The following is an 18,341-nucleotide window of genomic DNA, read 5'->3' as shown; positions in this document are numbered from 1 at the left end:
GGCGACAAAGAGGCCCTGTCACTAGGTCCAGTTCAGCCGAATTTGGCAGAACCAATCAATGGAGACCGACCCTAATCTTCCTTTGGGCGGCCAAAAAGGGCGCGCAGCTCGTCTTTGGCGTCCTCCAGCACTTTCTTCTGCGCCGCCGGCAGGTTCTTGCCGGCGCGGTTGATGTAGAAATTCAGCATCGACATGGCGGATTGAAACGGCCCTGCCTTGCGTCGGTCGCTGTGCTCGGCCGATCGCTTCAAAGAGGCGGCGATCTTCTTGGGATCGTGGGATTCGAAGATGTGTTCCTCGAGGTCCAGCGCTTCGCTGTGCTCGGTGACGTCGGCGGACCATTTCCGTTGCGCGGTCATGGCAAACTCCTTCCACTAGGTCGTTGCCGGAAAACGCCTTATGGCGCACCCCTGTTCCACTTCGGCCCGAATCCCTGGAGCCACGGATTTGCCTGTCGTGGCGCTGCTCGGCGATGCGAATGCGCCGATAGTGGTCAGAACCGCCGATTCAAGAACTGCGGACAGGAAACGCTCTTGACCCCAATCGTCTCAAGCCAGGCAGGAAGTTCCGGCATCGACAGTGCCTATGCCTGGATACGGCTGGGCATCTCGATGCTGCTGGCAACGATCGGCGGGGTCGGCATGTGGGCGGTGGTCGTGGTGCTGCCTGCCGTGCAGGCAGAATTCGGCGTCGATCGCGCCGCTGCCTCGATGCCCTACACCGCGACCATGGTCGGCTTTGCCGCCGGTAATGTGCTGTTCGGCCGCGCCATCGACCGCATGGGGTATTGGATCCCGGCGCTGATTGCCGCGATTACACTTGGCGCCGGCTTCCTGCTGGCGTCGCTGAACAGTTCGATCCTGCAGTTCACCCTCGTCCAGGGCCTGTTGATCGGCGTTGGCTCGTCGGCGATCTTCGGGCCGCTGATCGCCGACATCTCGCACTGGTTCAACCGGCGCCGCGGCGTCGCGGTGACTGCTGCCGCATCAGGCAACTATCTCGCCGGAGCGATCTGGCCGACGGCGATGCCCTATGTCATGCAGGCGCAAGGCTGGCGCTTCACCTATGCCGCGATCGGCGCCGTCTGCCTGGTCACCATGGTGCCCTTGATCCTGCTGCTCCGGCGCGGCGCACCGCCCCAGGCGGCTCCGGGATCGCCGGGCAGCCGCGTGGTGCAGCCGATCTCCCTGTCGCCGGCGGCCTTGCAGGCGCTGCTCATCGTGGCCGGGCTCGGCTGCTGCGTGGCGATGTCGATGCCGCAAGTCCATATCGTCGCCTATTGCATGGATCTCGGCTACGGCGTGGCGCATGGCGCCGATATGCTGTCGATCATGCTGGCGGCGGGCGTCGTCAGCCGGCTAGGCTCGGGCTTTCTTGCCGATCGCATCGGCGGCGTGAAAACCCTGCTGATCGGTTCGGTGCTGCAATGCCTGTCGCTGTTGTTCTATATCCCGTTCGACGGGCTTGCCTCGCTCTATGTCGTCTCGCTGGTCTTCGGCCTGTCGCAGGGCGGCATCGTGCCCTGTTATGCGATCATCGTGCGCGAATATATGCCAGCCAAGGAGGCTGGCCAGCGCGTCGGCATCGTCATGATGGCGACCATCTTCGGCATGGCGATCGGCGGCTGGATGTCGGGCTGGATTTACGATCTGACCGGCTCCTATGCCGCCGCGTTCCTCAACGGCATTGCCTGGAACCTGCTGAATATTTTGGCCATGGTGCTGCTGCTGTGGAAGGCCCGGCGCAGCGCTGCTGTGGCGGCCTGAAGCACAGCGGTACGGATACAGTCTCTCCGCCGTCGCTTGACAATAGCCGAAGGCTGCGCGACGCCAGACAAGGTGTGGCAACGGGCCAGGTTGGCAGCAGTGGCAAAGACCCTGAACATCGTCTCACGGTCGCGTCTGGGCGGTTGCCCGGCCTCGGGACCAGTATGGTGATCAAGCCGCGCACGCGCCGCGGCGGCGGCCGCCCGACCATCGCCGATGTCGCCCGCAAGGCCGGCGTCGGCGCCATTACCGTATCGCGCGCCCTGCGCGAGCCGGGGCGTGTCTCGGAAGATCTGCGCCGCCAGATCGAGTCGGCCGTGAACGAGCTCGGCTATGTGCCCGACCCGAATGCGCGGGCGCTGGCTTCGGCGCGCGCCGAGGTCTTTGGCGTTCTGGTGCCGTCGCTTACCAACAACGTCTTTGCCGAAGTGGTGCGCGGCATCTACGACAGCCTGTCGGACGGCCCTTTCCGGATCCAGCTTGGCAACACCCACTATTCCGGCCTCGAGGAAGAGCGGCTGCTGCAGGTGTTTGGCCCGCAACGCCCGGCGGCGCTGATCGTGGCCGGCATCGACCAGACGCCGGCCTCGCGAAAACTGCTGGAAACGGCGGGCTGTCCGGTGGTGCAGGTGATGGAGACCGGGCCCGATCCGGTCGACATGATGGTTGGTTTCTCACATTTCGAGGGCGGCAGGGCGGCTGCGGAACATCTGATCGAGGCAGGCTATCGCCGGATAGGCTTCATCGGCGCGCGCATGGATCCGCGTTCGCAGCGGCGCTTGGCCGGCTATCGCGCGGCGATGGAGGCGGCCGGCCTGTTCGATGCGCGGCTTACCACCACCACGCCGGTACCCTCCAGCGTCACCCTCGGCCGCGAATTGTTCCGCGACGCGCTGGCCAAGGTGCCGAGCCTCGACGGCGTGTTCTGCAACAATGACGATATAGCACTCGGGGTGCTGTTCGAATGCCACCGCGCTTCGATCGCCGTACCGAAGACGATCGGCATCGTCGGCTTCAACGATCTCGACATGATGGAGGTGGCTTTTCCGTCGGTCACCAGCGTTCGGACGTATCGCTACGAGATCGGCCGGCGGGCGGTCGCCATGGCGCTTGCGGCGATCGAAGGCAACAGGCCGGAACAGCGGGTCGTCGACCTCGGCTTCGAACTCAAGCGGCGTGAAAGCACGTCGCGCTGAAGCGCGCTTCAACGCAATGGCGCTTTACACTACGTCATGGTAGCGCTACCAGTTATCGCCGGGCGGTACTTCGCCCCGACGATGGGAGGCTGTTTATTATACATAAGCGACAGCTCATGCTTGTTTATTATGTATAATATGATAGTTTTTGCGGGACTAGCCGGGCAGCAAAGGAGGGGATCGGGTCGGCATTCGGCCACATGAACGCGCGACGGGCACGGCGGGAGGTGCCGGGCCGGAAACGCGCAAATTCATCGGCGTAACAACAAACAAAACTGCAACTGGGAGGAATATCGATGATCAAGTCACTCGTTGGCGGTATCGTTGCCGCCACTGCTTTCGTCATGCTGAGCTCGTCGGCGATCGCCGATCCTGAAATCGTCAAGGGGCCATCGGCCGAGCCTGACTGCTTCGCGCCTTGGTCGGCCGATACGCAGTTCTTCAAGTTCCCCAAGAAAGACGGCCCGTACCGCATCGCTCTGGCCAACGGCTATATCGCCAACACATGGCGCATCCAGATGGTGCAGACGGCAAAGGCCTATGCAGCGCAGCCGGACGTCGCGGCCAAGCTCAAGGAATTCAAGGTGGTCTCGACCGGCGAAGACGTGCCGGCCCAGATTTCGGCGATCAACAATTTCATCGATTCCGGCTATGACGCGATTGTCGTCAACGCCCAGAACCCGACCGCATTCGGTCCTGTCATCAAGCGGGCCAAGGAAGCCGGCGTGGTGCTGGTCGCCTTCGACAACATCCTCGACACCAAGGATGCCATCAACGTCAATGTCGACCAGAAAGGCCTTGGCGAATTGTGGGGCAACTGGCTGGTCAAGCACGTGCCGAACGGCGGCAAGGTGCTGGAAGTGCGCGGCGTCGCCGGCACGTCCGTCGATACCGACCGCCATAACGGCATCCACGAGGTTCTCGACGCTTCCGGCAAGAAATGGGATGTCACCGAGGTCGTCGGCAAGTGGGATGACGGCGTTGCGCAAAAGGCTACGGCCGATGCCATTGCCACCAACGGCCCCTTCGACGGCATTACCGGACAGGGCGGCGATACCGGCATCGTTCAGGCGATGATCGATGCCAAGCATCCGTTCGTGCCGTTCGGCGGCGAGACGGAGAACGGCTTCCGCAAATTCTGCGCCAAGTTCGCCGCTGACGGCCTGAAATGCTCGTCGGCCGGTACCGGCCCGGCGCAGGTCGCGGTTGCCATCAAGACGGCGATTGCAGCACTTGAAGGCCAGGTCGTGCCGCAAGCGGTCAAGCTGCCGCTGGCGATCGTCGAGGATCCGAACTTCAAGGCAGGCCAGGACTACTTCCCCGACCAATCCGACAATTTCTTCGTCGGCAATTCCTTCCCGACCTGCGGCATCAATTTTACGGCGCAGGAAATCATGGGCCAGAGCAAGGAAAACCAGTAAACTCCGACAGCCCGACGCCGCGGGAGATCCCGCGGCGTCGGCGCTCGACATCCTAATTGCCAAGCGCCTGGGGAGGGCCGATGGACGGTGCGGTTCCGCTCTTCCGCATGGAAGGCATATCCAAGCGCTATGGCGGCGTGCGCGCGCTGGAGAAGGCCGAACTGTCGGTCACTCCGGGCAGCATCCACGCCATTCTCGGCGAGAACGGCGCCGGCAAATCGACGCTGATCAAGGTCATGGCGGGGGTCGTTGCGCCCGACGAGGGCCGCATGATGCTGGACGGAAACGAAGTGAGCTTCGCTTCGCCGGCCGCTGCCAACCAGGCCGGCATCGTCTGCATCTTCCAGGAACTGTCGCTCGTCCCCGAACTCAGCGTTGCCGACAACATCGTCATTTCCGATCCGCCGAAGCGTTTCGGCATGATCGATCGCAAGGCGCAGCGCCGCATCGCCGAAGAAGCCCTCGCTCGCGCCGGCGCTTCCGATATCCATCCGCTGGCGCTGGTCAAGGATCTTCCTCTTTCAAGAAGGCAGATGGTCGAGATCGCCAAGGCACTGGCGCGCAAGCCACGCATCCTGATCCTCGACGAGGCGACCTCGGCGCTGACCGCGGCCGACGTCGCCAGAGTTTTCGCCGTGTTGAAGCGGCTGCGTTCGGAAGGGCTGGCGCTGCTCTATATATCGCACCGCATGAACGAGATCGCCGAGCTGGCCGACCAATGCACGGTGTTCCGCAATGGCCGCAATGTCGCCAGCTACGCGGCCGGTACAAAAAGCGACAACGAGGTCGTCGAACTGATGATCGGGCGCGAATACAGCCACATCTTTCCGCCCAAGCCCGCGCGGGCGGCTGCCGCAGCCACGCCGGTTCTGGAGGCGCGCAGCCTGTCCTGGACGGATCGGCTGCACGATGTCTCGCTATCGGTCGGGGCGGGCGAGGTGGTCGGGCTTGGCGGCCTCGACGGCCAAGGCCAGCGCGAATTGCTGCTCGCCTTCTTCGGTGTGCTGCGTGGCCTGTCGGGCCAGATCCTGATCGACGGCAGGCCGGTGGCGATCGCCAGCCCGGCCGCGGCGCGCGATGACCGGATCGGCATGGCGCTGATCCCGGAGGACCGCAAGACCGAGGGGCTGATGCTGCCGATGACGGTGCGCGAAAACCTCTCATTCGCTGCCCTCGACCGGCTGTCCAGGGCCGGCATCATCGATCGCGCCGCCGAGCAGCGGCTGATTGACGATATGGTGGGTCTCCTGGCGATCAAGACCGCCGGCCTCGACATTCCGGTCGGCGCGCTATCCGGTGGCAACCAGCAGAAGGTCGTCATCGCCAAATGGCTGATGCGGCAGCCGCGCATCATCCTGCTCAACGATCCGACGCGCGGCATCGATGTCGGCACCAAGCAGGAGCTTTACCAGTTGATGCGCAAGCTTGCCGACCAGGGTGCGGCGATCCTCTTCTATTCGACCGACTATGACGAGCTGATCGGCTGCTGCGACCGCGTGCTGGTGCTCTATGACGGCGCGGTCAAGCGCGAACTGGTCGGCGCCGAAATCACCGAGCGGGCCTTGATCGCCAGCGCGCTCAACATTCACGAAGAGATGCCAAAGCAAGGAGCGGACGCGTGAAGGATTGGCGCTACTGGCTTGCCGAACAGCGCGGAACGCTGCTGGCGTTCGGCATCTTCGTCGTCATGTTCGTCATCTACACCTCGAACCATCCGGCGGGCTTCACCGCCAACGTCGTACAAACGGCCTCGAACAAGGGCGTGCTGCTCGCCTTCGTCGCCATGGCGCAAACGCTGGTGGTGATCACCGCCGGCATCGATCTTTCGGTCGGCATGATCTTCACCCTGACCAACTGCCTGGCGTCGTGGCTGGTCGTCGGCACCGGCATCGAGACCGCCTTCGGCGTCATCGCCGTGCTCGGCACCGGCCTGCTGTGCGGGGCAATCAACGGCGCCATCGTCATCTATGGACGCCTGCAGCCGATCGTCGCCACTATCGCCACCGGTGCGGTCTATTTCGGCATTGCGCTGCTGCTTCGGCCGTTTCCGGGCGGCTCGGTCAATGAGGGGCTCGCCGACGCGCTGACCGGCCGCCTGTTTGGTATCGTGCCGGCGAGCCTGGTGGCGTTGCTGGCGGTCGTGCTTGTTGTCTGGGTGCCGTTCAGCCGGTCGGTGCTCGGCCGCGCCGCTTATGCGGCCGGCTCCTCGGAGATGGCGGCCTACATGTCCGGCGTGCCGATCCGGCGTGGAAAGTTCGCCGCCTATGCGCTTGCCGGTCTGCTTGCCGCGATCGGCGGGCTGTTCCTGACGTTCTTCACCTATACCGGTGATGCGGCCTATGCCAGCGGCAACGCCTATACGCTGTTTTCGATTGCCGCGGTCGTGCTTGGCGGCGTGTCGCTGTTCGGCGGCAAGGGCAGCGCCATCGGCGCGATCTTCGGCGCGCTTGCCTTCCGCACCATCGGCGACCTGCTGTTCGTCTTCGATTTCGATCCGCTCTGGCAGCCCCTGTTCCAGGGCGTCATTCTGCTGATCGCGGTCAGCCTCGGCGCCTTCGCCCTGTTTCGGGTCCGCAACCGGCTGGAGTGGTTCCTGTGAGCGAAACGACTGTGAGTGGTCTCGCCGGCCGCATGCCGAAATTCCTCCGCCGCGCCGACCCGGCGGTGCTGACGGCGTTCGCCTGTATCGCGCTGCTGCTGTTCCTCGGCAGCCTCTATTCGCGCAGCTTCCTGTCGCCTGAATACCTTTTGCAGCAGCTCAAGGTGGCGTCGTTTCTCGGCGTCATCGCGACCGGCATGATGCTGGTCATCCTGCTCGGCCAGATCGACCTGTCGGTGCCCTGGTCGGTGGCGGCCGGCGCGATGATGGCCTGTGCCGCGGCCGCATACGGCCCGGTCGGCGTGGCGCTTGCCATTCCGTTCGGCATCTTCTGCGGTGTTCTGATCGGCATCGTCAACGGCATCGGCGTCGCCTATCTGCGCATTCCCTCGATGATCATCACGCTTGCCACCAACGCCGTCGCGCAGGGGCTGATGGTGGTCTACACGGGCGGTTTCTCGCCGCAGGATTCGGCGACCGGTGCGATGCGCTATCTGGCGACCGGCTTTGCCGTTCCTGCCGTGCCCAACGCCGTCCTCATCTGGGCGCTGATCGGCGCCGCAATGGTGTTCGTGCTGACCCGCACCGGCTTCGGCCGCACCGTCTATGGCATCGGCAATCGCGAGCGCGCAGCCTATCTTTCCGGCATCGATACAAGGCGCGTGGTGATGATCGCCTTTGCGGTTTCGGGCGGGCTCTCCGCCTTCGGCGGCGTGCTGTTGGCCGGCTATGCCTCCAAGGCGGCACAGTCGATGGGCGACGCCTATCTGCTGCCGTCGATCGCCGCGGTGGTGCTCGGCGGCACGTCGATCCTCGGTGGGCGCGGCTCCTATCTCGGCACAGTCGCCGGGGTAATCCTGATCACGCTTCTGCAGTCCATTCTCTCTGTCATGCAGATGCCGGAGGCGGGACGGCAGATCATCTACGGCGTCGTCATCGTCGCCATGCTGCTGCTCTATGGCCGCGCGCCGGCAAGCCGCTGACCTGCATGACCGGTAAAGACGTGGCATATAAGCCGGCGAGCACTGTTCGAACGGTACCCGCCATCGTGGTGATGGGCGTTGCCGGCTGCGGCAAGTCGGTTGTCGGCGAAGCGCTTGCAGCGGCATTGGGCGCCGTCTTTATCGAAGGCGACAGGCTGCATCCGCCCGAAAACGTCGCGCGCATGGCGAGCGGCCAGCCGCTCACCGACGCGCTGCGCGAAGGCTGGCTCGACGCGATCGGCCAGCGGATGGCCGCGTCGGTCGCAAGCCGGCAAGGTGTAGTCGCCGCCTGCTCGGCGCTGAAGCGCAGCTACCGCGATCGCCTGCGCCGCTTTTGCCCGGATATCGTTTTCGTTTACCTGGAGATCGACCCGGCAACAGCAAAACAGCGCGTCGGCAATCGCAAGGGTCATTTCATGCCGGCAAGCCTGGTCGACAGCCAGTTCGCCACGCTCGAGGCGCCAGCGGCGGACGAGGCGGCAATGGCCTTGGATGGCACGCGTCCGGTCGCCGACACCGTCGCGACTGCCTTGAGCCTGCTCGCGCGCTAGATTTGCGACGTCAGTTCGACTGGGAAATCGTCATTGTCGGCGTCGCGCATGGCCGCGAGGCTGCGGTTGTCCAGCACCTCGGCGATCGCCTGCCGGACCTCCAGCATCATGTGCCGAACCTGGCAGGTCGCCTCGTCGCAATCCTCGCAGCGCTGGTATTGGGTGCGGCTGGCGCAAGGGATCGGCGCCAGCGGCCCGTCGAGGACACGCACGACATGGCCGATCTTGATCTCGGAAGCCGGCCGGGCAAGGCGGTAACCGCCTTCCTTGCCCTTGCGGCTCTGGACGAAGCCGGCGTTACGCAACTCGCCCAGGATGGCATCCAGGAATTTCTTGGGGATGTTATTGGCGACCGCAATGTCGTTGACGAATGCGAGCTGGCCGACCGGCAGGCCCGACAGATGCACGAGGGCCTTGAGGCCGTATTTGCCTTTTTTGGTAAGCATGCCCCGAGTCAACCCATGAAGCCCCAACCACCTGCGTCTGGCGGCTGTTTGTGTGCAAATCATGACGGTTTGATCACGCGAAGCCGTTCGCGAAAACAAGCCGTCCGTTCTCACGGTAGGCACAAACGCGTTGATTCTTTGTAACCTTTTGGACGGAATGCGCCCGGAAAGTGCCAGAAATCACCTTTCGCGGCGCGAAAGCAAAGAAGCCGGCAAAGCCGGCTTCTGTCAAAGTTGGAATTTCGCCTCAGCGGCTGCCATAAGTCTGGTCGAGCAGGCCGCCCGCTGCAAAGTGCTCGGCCTGGACCTTGGCCCAGCCGCCGAAGACCTCCTCCACCGTCAGCAGGCGGACATCGGGAAACTCAGCCTTATATTTGGCAGCGACCGCCGCGTCCCGGGCCCGCAGGCCGTTGCGGGCGGCGATGTCCTGGCCCTCGGGTGTATAGAGGAAGTCGAGATAGGTCTTGGCGAGATCGCGCGTGCCATGCTCGTCTGCAACCGTGTCGACGATCGCCACCGGAAATTCCGCCAACAGGCTGACCGAAGGCGTTACCTGCTCGAACTTGTCCTCGCCATACTCCTTGCGGACGCCGCGCGTTTCCGACTCGAAGGTGATGAGTACGTCGCCGATTTCGCGCTGCACGAAAGTGGTGGTCGCGGCGCGCCCGCCGCTGTCGAACACCGGCACGTTGTTGAACAGCTTTGTCACGAACTCCTTCACCTTCGCATCGTCGCCCTTGAAGGCTTCCTTGGCGTAGGCGGTGGCCGCGAGATAGGTGTAGCGCGCATTGCCCGATGTTTTCGGATTAGGGAAGATCACCTGGACGTCGTCGCGCACGAGATCATTCCAATCCTTGATGTGCTTTGGATTGCCGGCGCGCACCAGGAAGGAGGGCAGCGAATAGAAAGGCGAGGCGTTGTCCGGAAAGTCCTTCTGCCAGTCGGCGGAGATGAGGCCTTTCTTGACCAGGAAGTCGATGTCGATGACCTGGTTGAACGTGACCACGTCGGCGCCGAGGCCTTCGGCGATGGCGCGTGCTTGTGCCGAGGTTCCGGCATGCGACTGATCGATGGTGACGCCGGGGTGGCCGGCGACGAACGCCTTGTTGACCTGCGCAAACAGTTCGCGCCCGACATCATAGGAAGCATTGAGCAATTTGTCGGCCGACCAAGCTTGGGAGGATGCGAGGAAGAGGCCGGCCAACGTGGCGATGCCAAGCAAAAATCGCTTCATGAAAACAGGCTCCAATGCCATGAGCTTAATGCCGGACCATAGCGGCAAGGCATCGTGCGCGACGAGGCACGCAGAGCGGCCGCTCCACGTTGTCGATAGAAGAAATATTCCCGCTGTGGGCGATTTCTGGTTTTTTCTTTCAAGCAGAGTCTCAGGACAGCTTGGCAGCGGCGCCGATGCCGTCGGCGTGCACGATGGTTCCCGGCCGGCCAACGCGGTGCAAGGCGATTGCATCGCCGCCCCGTCTGGCATATACAAATAGTATATACAAGGGAGCTGTTGTCATGTCTCAACACCGCCATTCAACAACCCCGCCGAAGGAGGCGAAGCTGTTTCGTAACAATCGCAGCCAGGCGGTGCGCATTCCCGTCGAGTTCGAACTTCCCGGCGAAAAGGTCTTGATCAGCCGTGAAGGCGACCGCCTGATCATCGAGCCGGTCCGCAAACCTGGCCTCACCGCACTGCTCGCGCAATGGGCGAAAGAGCCGCCGCCCGGTGCCGAGGAAGACTTTCCCGAAGTCGAGGATATGCCTGTCAAATCCGAGGAATTTTTTTGATGCGGTTCATGCTGGACACGAACATTGTCAGCGACATGATCCGAAATCCGGCCGGGAAAGCCGCAAGCGCTGTCCTGCGCGTGGGAGACGCCGCCGTGTGTACCAGCATCGTGGTCGCGTCGGAACTGCGATATGGCTGCGTCAAGAAAAGATCAGCCAAGTTGCACAAGAAGGTCGAGGAATTGCTAACTGAGATTCCCGTCTTGCCGCTCGATGTGCCGGTGGATGCCGAGTACGGCGCGATTCGCGCAGAACTGGAAGGCAGGGGCCAGACCATCGCCCAAAATGACCTTTTTATTGCTGCCCACGCCCGTGCGCTTGGAACTACCCTGGTGACCGCCAACACCGGGGAGTTCAACCGGATCAAAGGCCTGAAGGTCGAGAACTGGCTGGTGTAGCGCCTGATAGAGGATCAAGCAGCCGGAAAAAGCTTCCAGCGCCGCGGCCTGAAAGCCACGCGACTTTTCTGCGCCGCCGGATGATCGACGGGCAATTCGATCTCGACCCGCTGACGTTCGCCGCCGATTTCGAGCTCGACCCGCCTGGTGCCGGCGACGCGGCGGCTGGCGGCGACCGTGCCGGCGATGCAGCCGTTGCATTCTTCCACCAGATCGACGTCGTGCGGGCGAAAGAACAGCGTCGCTTCGCCTTGCGGTGCGTGCGGCGCGGAAAGCCCGATCGGCCGGTCGGCGATCCAGACCTGGCCGTCCTCGACCTTGACCGGAAGCGAACTCGATTCGCCGATGAAGCCGTAGACGAAGGGAGAGTTCGGCGTGTCGTAGATCTCGTCGGCGGTGCCGACCTGCTCGATGCGGCCCTGGCTCATCACCACGACACGGTCGGCAAGCTCCAGTGCCTCTTCCTGGTCATGGGTGACGAAGACCGTGGTGTGACCGGTGGCGTCGTGGATGTCGCGCAGCCAGCGGCGCAGTTCGCGGCGCACCTGCGCATCGAGCGCGCCGAACGGCTCGTCGAGCAAAAGCACGGCCGGTTCGATCGCCATGGCGCGGGCCAGCGCCACGCGCTGGCGCTGGCCGCCCGAAAGCTGTGCCGGATAGCGTTTTTCCAGACCGGAAAGCTGAACGAGGTTGAGGAGTTCCGAGGCGCGGCGGCGGATTTCCTTCGCCGACGGGCGTGACGGCCCGTGCCGGACCTTGAGTCCGAAGCCGATATTGTCGGCAACCGTCATATGGCGAAACAGCGCGTAGTGCTGGAAGACGAAGCCGACATTGCGCTCTTGAATCGACTTTTGGGAGGCATCCTCTTCGCCGAAGAAGATCTTTCCGCGGGTCGGCCGCTCCAATCCGGCAATCAGCCTGAGCAGCGTCGTCTTGCCGGAACCGGAGGGTCCCAGCAGGGCGATCAGTTCTCCCGACTTGATGTCGAGCGAAACGTCGTGGAGGGCCGGAAACCGCTCAAACTCCTTGCGCACGTTGGCAACGCGAACTTCCATGCAAATCCCTTTTGTAGTTGATGCATGCCGTTATCCCAAAACCGGTTCCCACTTTTGGGCGACATCAAATCTTTGTTTTATGCATGTCGTTGTCCAAAAACCGCTACACACTTTTGGGCGACATGCATTTGTCAGTGTCCGCGCGTCGCGGCGATCTCGGCGCCGTAGCGCATCTCGAGAAGTGTTTTCAAGACCAGCGTGACGAGCGCCAGGCCGGCAAGCAGCGAAGCGACGGCAAAGGCGGCGGCGGCATTGTACTCGTTATAAAGGATTTCGACATGCAGCGGCATGGTGTTGGTCAGCCCGCGTATGTGGCCCGACACGACCGAGACGGCGCCGAACTCACCCATCGCGCGGGCATTGCACAACAGCACGCCGTAGAGCAATCCCCATTTGACGTTGGGCAACGTCACGTACCAGAACGCCTGCCAGCCATTGGCCCCGAGCGACAGGGCAGCCTCCTCGTCGCCATTGCCCTGTTCCTGCATCAGCGGGATCAATTCGCGGGCGACGAAGGGGAAGGTGACGAAGACGGTGGCCAGCACGATGCCCGGCACGGCAAACAGGATGACGATGCCATGCGCTTTCAGCCAGGCGCCGAGCAGGCCTTGCGCGCCGAACAAGAGCACGTAGACAAGCCCCGAAATGACCGGCGAGACGGAAAAGGGCAGGTCGATGAGTGTGGTCAGGAACGCCTTGCCCTTGAACTCGAACTTGGCGATCGCCCAGGCGGCGGAAATGCCGAAGACGATGTTGAGCGGCACCGAGATCGCCGCGACCAGAAGCGTCAGGCGGATCGCTGAGCGCGTATCCGGTTCGCCTAGCGCCTGTGTGTAGGCCTCGATGCCCTTGGCGAAAGCTTCCTTGAAGACGATGATCAGCGGCAAGAGCAGGAAGATGGCGAGGAACGCAAACGTTACCGCCATCAGCACGGCTTGCGCAGGGCGGCTTTCGGTTACCGCCGCCGAGCGGCTTTCGTGGTGCGGCGCGTAGGATTTGATCTCCGGGTCAGCCATAGCGCTTGCGGCTCCAGGTCTGCACCAGGTTGATGACCAGCAGCATCACGAAGGACAGCGCCAGCATGATCGCCGCGATCGCGGTAGCCGCGGCATAATTATATTCCTCGAGCCGGATGACGATCAGAAGCGGTGCGATCTCGGATTTGTAGGGCAGGTTGCCGGCGATGAAGATAACCGAGCCGTACTCGCCGACGCCGCGCGCGAAGGCCAGCGCGAAACCGGTGACGATGGCCGGTGCCAGTCCGGGAAGCAGAACACGGCTGATGATCTGGAAGCGATTGGCGCCGAGCGTGGCGGCCACTTCCTCTACCTCTTTGTCGATTTCCTCCATGATCGGCTGCACAGTGCGCACGACGAAGGGCAGCCCGATGAAGATCAGCGCGATGACGATGCCGAGCGGCGTATACGCGACCTTGATGCCGAGCGGCGTCAGCAGGCTTCCGATCCAGCCATTCGGTGCGTAAAGCGTGGTCAAAGCGATGCCGGCAACCGCCGTCGGCAGCGCGAAGGGCAGGTCGACCATGGCATCGGCGATGCGGCGGCCTGGAAAGCTGTAGCGCACCAGCACCCACGCGACGATCGTGCCGAAGACGACGTTGACCGCAGCGGCAATGAAGGCGGTGCCGAAGCTGATTTCAAGCGCGTTGATGGTGCGGCGGTCGGTGACGATCGCCCAGAAGTCGGTCCAGCCGAGCGCCGCCGAGCGCCAGACCAGCCCGGACAGGGGAATGAGGATGATGAGGGTGAGGTAGGCAAGCGAGAAGCCGAGCGTCAATCCGAAACCCGGAATGACGCTCGGCTGCCTGAATCGCCACCCCGCCTTGGCGGGTGCTGTGGTCATGTCGTCCTGATCTAAATGCTACTGGGCCGGCTTGTAGATCTGGTCGAATATACCACCATCGCCGAAATGATAAGGCTGTGCTTTCTTCCAGCCGCCAAAAAGCGGGTCGTCGATGGTGACCAGCTTGATCTCAGGCAGCTTGGCCAAGTCCTCCGCCGGCACCAGTTCGGGCTTCGAAGGGCGATAATGGTTTTTGGCGATGAGCGTCTGGCCTTCCTTGGAATAGAGGTAGCTCAGATAGGCTTCGGCAACTTTGCGCGTGCCTTTGGCGTCGACATTGGCGTCGACCACGGCTACCGGCGGCTCGGCCAGGATCGAGGTCGGCGGGTAGACGATATCGAAATTGTCGGCGCCGAACTCGTCGAGCGCCAGATAGGCCTCGTTTTCCCAGGCGAGCAGCACGTCGCCCAGCCCCTTTTGCGCGAAGGTCACGGTGGCGCCGCGCGCACCGGTGTCGAGAACCGGGACATGCGCATAGAGATTGCCGACGAATTCCTTGGTCTTGGCCTCGTCGCCGCCATCCTTGGCGCTGGCATAGGCCCAGGCGGCAAGATAGTTCCAGCGCGCGCCGCCGGAGGTCTTCGGATTGGGCGTGATCACCTGGACATCGTCCTTGACCAGATCGCCCCAATCATGAATGCCCTTGGGGTTTCCCTTGCGGACGAGGAAGATGATCGTCGAGGTGTAGGGTGCCGAATTGTTTTCGAATTTCGTCCGCCAGTCGGGATTGATCTTCTTCGTTTTCGAGACAATGGCGTTGATGTCGCCTTCGAGCGCCAGCGTCACCACGTCGGCGTCGAGCCCGTCGATCACGGCGCGCGCCTGGGCGCCGGATCCGCCATGCGACTGCTGGACGGTGACGGTCTCGCCTGTCTCGGCCTTCCAGTGGGCGACAAAGGCCTCATCGAATTGCTTGTAGAGCTCACGCGTCGGGTCATAGGACACGTTGAGAATGGTGGTGTCGGCAAACGCGAAACCGAGCGTGCCGAACTGGACAGATGTGGCGACCAGTGCGCCGAGCAGTTTCCTGAAATGAGGTTTGGTCATTTCCGCCTCCGTTGAACTCGCGCCAATCTACCGAATTGATAGAATTTAGATGCATTCAATGTTGCCTTTTTTGGCCTATTGAAGCAATTTTTCGCCTAGTTTCGGCGATACGAGAAACTATTTTCCCCGCATGGACCATGATTGCGCTCCCGACGCGATTATCTAGAGACGGCTAGCTCTTCGGCAATGGCTGCGTCGCGCCCGAAGGTTGCGGCCGGCTATTCGGCGGTAACGGGAAAGTTGAAGCGCTCTTTTGGAAACGGCTCGTTCTCCAGCGTGAAGTGCCACCATTCGCGGGCGTAATTCTTGAAGCCGCGGGCACGCATCGCCTCGACAAGTCTTTTGCGGTTAGCCGCCGCTTCACTGGCTATCGGTCGGTGAGCCGTTTCGCTCGCTGGATCGAAACAGTCGAAACCCGTGCCAAAATCGAGCGTGTCGGCATCGGTCGCGCCGCAGGCCGGTTTCGGAGCGCTCTTGCGGTCGGCTCGCGCGATCGCGACATCGACCGTCGATCCGCGCGAATGGGTGGACAGTTCGCCGATATAGCCCTTGGCTATGAGATCCTTGCGCTTGACCTTTGGGTACCATTGCGGGTCCGGTGGCCCGCTCGTTTTTGTCCATTCACGCATGTCGGAGACAGCCCGCGCAGGGCGATAGCAGTCGAACACGACCAGCGTCAGTCCTTCGGCGGCAATCGCTTTCTGCACTGCCGAAAGCGCTTGCGCCGCTTGCCTGGTGAGGACGCATACCGGCGCATCGTAGCCGCTTACCTTGCGATGCAGGAAATTTTCGAGGCCGGCATAGCGGATATCCTGCCGGATTTTGGGATCGATGTCGGCTAGCCGAACAAAGCTGGCGGGGAGGGTGTCAGCAAAGGCCGAGGAAATACCGGCGGCCGAAAACAAGACGTAAAACCCAATCCCCTGAATCACCTGCCGGAAATTATTCAAGGGAACTTTCACTCGACGAAAACCTTCACACTGGCCGCGCGTCCCGCCGCGTCGATCACGGTCAGGGTCGAATAGCCGGCGCCGTCCGGCTGCCAGGTCGTGGTGCGCCGCCGGTCGATGCCGACCAGCGGCTTGCCGTTGGCCAGCCAGCGGAATGGTGCGCGGCCGCCCTGCAGCTTGAGCACCAGCGGCGAGGCGTCGGCCGAGGAAGTGCCGAGATCGACGCGAGCGCCGTCGGGCGGAAAGATGATGGTTGGTGCAGGTTCGCTCGGCGTCGCCTGCACCAGCCCATCGGTGCCGGCGCCGAAGCGCGTCAGCGTCACCGGCAGCTCCTCGCGTTTCGGACGCCGGACGCCGGACGGCTGGCTCGGCAATGGTACGGCGGCCAGGCCGGAACGGACAAAGCCTTCGAACAGGATGGGCGCAGCCGAGACATAGCCGGACAGGCCGGGCACCGCACCGGCGTCGGGGCGGCCGACCCAGACGCCGAGCACGTAGCGGCCATCGAAGCCGACCGACCAGGCGTCGCGATAGCCGTAGGAGGTGCCGGTCTTGTAGGCGATGCCGCGTTGGGCGGCACCCTGGGGAGGCTTGACGCCTGACAGGATGTCGGTGATCTGCCAGGTCGCCTGCCCGTCGAGGATGGTGGTGGTCGAGCGTTCGGCATTCGCCGGCTCGGTGCCGTCATGCAGCGTGTGTGCCTTGCCGCCATTGGCAAGGCCGGCATAGAGTTGGACCAAGTCGCGCAGGGTCACCCCGACGCCGCCGAGGCCGATCGCCAGGCCGGGCGCTTCGTTGACGGGCAGGATAGGGGTCACATCGGCCTGGCGAAAGCGTGCCATCAGCCGGGCCGGGCCGACCGCGTCGAGCACGCGGATCGCCGGCACGTTGAGCGACAATTGCAGCGCCTGCCTGATGCTGACATCGCCCTGATAGCCCATGTCGAAGTTCTTCGGCCGATACCCGGAGAAATCGGCTGGGCTGTCCTCGATCAGCATCTCCTGCGCCACCAGGCCTTGTTCGAAGGCGAGGCCGTAGATGAACGGCTTCAGCGTCGAGCCAGGCGAGCGAACGACCTTGGTCATGTCGATCCAGCCCGAACGGCTGGCATCGAAGAAATCGGCAGAGCCGACCTCGCCAAGAATATCGCCGGTACGGGCATCGGCCAGTACCATGGCCACCGAGAGGCGAGGGCCGAGCCTGGCGGCCGCATCCTTGGCCACCTGCTCCAGCCCTTCCTGGACACTCTTGCGGATCGTCAGTTGCAGCTTCTGGCCGGGAACAGCCTTGGACAGCATCGTATAGGCCGCATGGGCAGCGAGCGCCGGCAAGGTCCGCCGCAGCCCCGACACATCGTCGAGCGCGGCACGCGCGGCCTCACGTTCGCCGAGCAGGCCTGCCGAGACCATGCGGGTCAGCACGCGGTCGCGGGCAGCATGGGCGACGTCGAGGTTGCGGTCAGGGCGCCGCTTTTCCGGCAATTGCGGCAAAGCGACGAGCAGGGCCGCCTCCGAGACCGTCAGCCGTTTCGGCTCCTTGCCGAAATAGGCAAGCGAAGCGGCGCGCACACCTTCGAGATTGCCGCCATAGGGCGCCAGCGTCAGATAGCGTTCGAGGATCTCGCGCTTGGAAAGCCGCCGTTCGATCTGGAGGGCGCGCAGCATCTGCTTGATCTTCGAGCCGAGACTGCGGCTGTCGCGCGGTTCGATCAGCCGGGCGAGTTGCATCGGCAGCGTCGAACCACCGGAGACGATATGGCCGCTGGTCGCGAACTGGCCGGCGGCACGCGCCAGTGCCAGCACGTCGACGCCTTGATGATCCCAGAAACGCTTGTCCTCATAGGTGACCAGCATGTCGACGAACTGCTTGTCGACCTGGTCCAGGCTGGTAGCGAGCCGCCAGTAGCCATCCGGCGTAGCGAAGGCGCGCAGCAGCTGGCCGTCTCGGTCCTGCACCTCGGTCGAGACCGTCAAAGCAGCCGGCAGCGGCGGCGGAAATGCGCGGTCGAGCTGCCAGAGGGCGACGGCGGTGATTGCCGCGAGACCGGCCAAGGAAATGCCCGTGATGGCCGCTCGGCGCAGGAATTTTCTGGAGAGCATGGCGCCGCCCCTCATCCGCCTGCCGGCACCTTCTCCCCGTTTAGTGACGGGGAGAAGGGGGCTGTCGCGACCCTTGGCGCCTTTTCTGCGACGTTAAAGTTCGGCGAAAACTTCGGCGCATGGCTCTTTCTCCCCGTCTCTATACGGGGAGAAATGCCCGGCAGGGCAATGAGGGGCAG

18 protein-coding genes are annotated in these 18,341 nt (G+C 63.3%); 9 read left to right on the top strand and 9 right to left on the bottom strand.

Annotation, left to right across the window (positions count from 1 at the left end; all coding sequences use genetic code 11):
• Nucleotides 1-71 precede the first annotated feature (71 nt).
• The gene (locus NKI41_RS20240; protein ID WP_352684759.1) at nucleotides 72-359 is read right to left on the bottom strand and encodes a DUF3175 domain-containing protein; all 288 of its coding nucleotides are present in this window, start codon (nucleotides 357-359) and stop codon (nucleotides 72-74) included.
• A gap of 174 nt (nucleotides 360-533) precedes the next feature.
• Between NKI41_RS20240 and NKI41_RS20235 the strand changes: the two genes are divergently transcribed.
• The 7 genes from NKI41_RS20235 to NKI41_RS20205 all read left to right on the top strand — a co-directional run bounded on the left by NKI41_RS20235 (nucleotide 534) and on the right by NKI41_RS20205 (nucleotide 8,516).
• A complete protein-coding gene (locus NKI41_RS20235; RefSeq protein WP_352684757.1) occupies nucleotides 534-1,766 on the top strand; it encodes an MFS transporter in 1,233 nt (410 codons plus the stop codon).
• Nucleotides 1,767-1,930: 164 nt separating this feature from the next.
• The gene (gntR, locus tag NKI41_RS20230; protein ID WP_352684755.1) at nucleotides 1,931-2,962 is read left to right on the top strand and encodes an HTH-type transcriptional regulator GntR; all 1,032 of its coding nucleotides are present in this window, start codon (nucleotides 1,931-1,933) and stop codon (nucleotides 2,960-2,962) included.
• Between the two features lie 296 nt (nucleotides 2,963-3,258).
• Nucleotides 3,259-4,383, top strand: coding sequence for a sugar ABC transporter substrate-binding protein (locus NKI41_RS20225; protein WP_352473506.1), 1,125 nt, complete (start codon nucleotides 3,259-3,261; stop codon nucleotides 4,381-4,383).
• An 80-nt stretch (nucleotides 4,384-4,463) separates the two neighbouring features.
• Nucleotides 4,464-6,005, top strand: coding sequence for a sugar ABC transporter ATP-binding protein (locus NKI41_RS20220; protein ID WP_352473508.1), 1,542 nt, complete (start codon nucleotides 4,464-4,466; stop codon nucleotides 6,003-6,005).
• Entirely contained in the window at nucleotides 6,002-6,982 is a 981-nt protein-coding gene (locus NKI41_RS20215) for an ABC transporter permease (RefSeq protein ID WP_352684752.1), read from the top strand. The genes NKI41_RS20220 and NKI41_RS20215 overlap by 4 nt, the downstream gene beginning before the upstream one ends.
• Nucleotides 6,979-7,965 carry an ABC transporter permease gene (locus tag NKI41_RS20210; protein WP_352684749.1) on the top strand — a complete coding sequence of 329 codons (987 nt, stop codon included), beginning with the start codon at nucleotides 6,979-6,981 and terminating at the stop codon, nucleotides 7,963-7,965. The genes NKI41_RS20215 and NKI41_RS20210 overlap by 4 nt, the downstream gene beginning before the upstream one ends.
• 5 nt (nucleotides 7,966-7,970) lie before the next feature.
• Nucleotides 7,971-8,516, top strand: a complete 546-nt coding sequence (locus tag NKI41_RS20205; RefSeq protein ID WP_352684746.1) for a gluconokinase — start codon at nucleotides 7,971-7,973, stop codon at nucleotides 8,514-8,516.
• Here NKI41_RS20205 and NKI41_RS20200 read toward each other — a convergent pair.
• Nucleotides 8,513-8,962, bottom strand: coding sequence for an RrF2 family transcriptional regulator (locus tag NKI41_RS20200; RefSeq protein WP_006202816.1), 450 nt, complete (start codon nucleotides 8,960-8,962; stop codon nucleotides 8,513-8,515). The genes NKI41_RS20205 and NKI41_RS20200 overlap by 4 nt on opposite strands.
• 247 nt (nucleotides 8,963-9,209) lie before the next feature.
• Nucleotides 9,210-10,196 carry a sulfate ABC transporter substrate-binding protein gene (locus NKI41_RS20195; RefSeq protein ID WP_352473511.1) on the bottom strand — a complete coding sequence of 329 codons (987 nt, stop codon included), beginning with the start codon at nucleotides 10,194-10,196 and terminating at the stop codon, nucleotides 9,210-9,212.
• A gap of 284 nt (nucleotides 10,197-10,480) precedes the next feature.
• Between NKI41_RS20195 and NKI41_RS20190 the strand changes: the two genes are divergently transcribed.
• Both NKI41_RS20190 and NKI41_RS20185 read left to right on the top strand, forming a co-directional pair.
• On the top strand, nucleotides 10,481-10,753 hold the full coding sequence (locus NKI41_RS20190; RefSeq protein WP_352473543.1) for an antitoxin: 273 nt from the start codon (nucleotides 10,481-10,483) through the stop codon (nucleotides 10,751-10,753).
• Nucleotides 10,753-11,151, top strand: coding sequence for a type II toxin-antitoxin system VapC family toxin (locus NKI41_RS20185; RefSeq protein WP_502901225.1), 399 nt, complete (start codon nucleotides 10,753-10,755; stop codon nucleotides 11,149-11,151). Before NKI41_RS20190 ends, NKI41_RS20185 begins: the two co-directional genes overlap by 1 nt.
• Nucleotides 11,152-11,165: 14 nt before the next feature.
• On the opposite strand, the gene NKI41_RS20180 is transcribed toward NKI41_RS20185, so the two are convergent.
• The 6 genes from NKI41_RS20180 to pbpC form a co-directional block, all read right to left on the bottom strand.
• Complete coding sequence (locus tag NKI41_RS20180; protein WP_352465240.1) at nucleotides 11,166-12,206, bottom strand: sulfate/molybdate ABC transporter ATP-binding protein; 1,041 nt, start codon at nucleotides 12,204-12,206, stop codon at nucleotides 11,166-11,168.
• 131 nt (nucleotides 12,207-12,337) lie between these two features.
• Nucleotides 12,338-13,222 (bottom strand): sulfate ABC transporter permease subunit CysW, encoded by an 885-nt coding sequence (cysW, locus tag NKI41_RS20175; RefSeq protein ID WP_352473513.1) that lies wholly within the window; start codon nucleotides 13,220-13,222, stop codon nucleotides 12,338-12,340.
• Nucleotides 13,215-14,066: a sulfate ABC transporter permease subunit CysT gene (gene cysT / locus NKI41_RS20170; RefSeq protein WP_352473514.1), complete on the bottom strand. Its 852-nt coding sequence runs from the start codon at nucleotides 14,064-14,066 to the stop codon at nucleotides 13,215-13,217. The genes cysW and cysT overlap by 8 nt, the downstream gene beginning before the upstream one ends.
• A gap of 18 nt (nucleotides 14,067-14,084) precedes the next feature.
• The gene (locus NKI41_RS20165; protein WP_352473515.1) at nucleotides 14,085-15,113 is read right to left on the bottom strand and encodes a sulfate ABC transporter substrate-binding protein; all 1,029 of its coding nucleotides are present in this window, start codon (nucleotides 15,111-15,113) and stop codon (nucleotides 14,085-14,087) included.
• A gap of 218 nt (nucleotides 15,114-15,331) precedes the next feature.
• On the bottom strand, nucleotides 15,332-16,075 hold the full coding sequence (locus NKI41_RS20160; RefSeq protein WP_502901224.1) for a M15 family metallopeptidase: 744 nt from the start codon (nucleotides 16,073-16,075) through the stop codon (nucleotides 15,332-15,334).
• The gene (gene pbpC, locus NKI41_RS20155) at nucleotides 16,072-18,162 is read right to left on the bottom strand and encodes a penicillin-binding protein 1C (protein ID WP_352684741.1); all 2,091 of its coding nucleotides are present in this window, start codon (nucleotides 18,160-18,162) and stop codon (nucleotides 16,072-16,074) included. Before pbpC ends, NKI41_RS20160 begins: the two co-directional genes overlap by 4 nt.
• Between the last annotated feature and the right edge of the window lie 179 nt (nucleotides 18,163-18,341).

The sequence above is a fragment of the Mesorhizobium sp. M0601 genome (assembly GCF_040320845.1).
Lineage (GTDB): Bacteria > Pseudomonadota > Alphaproteobacteria > Rhizobiales > Rhizobiaceae > Mesorhizobium.
Note: the sequence above shows the minus strand (reverse complement) of the source record. Positions and strands in the feature narration are given on the sequence as shown.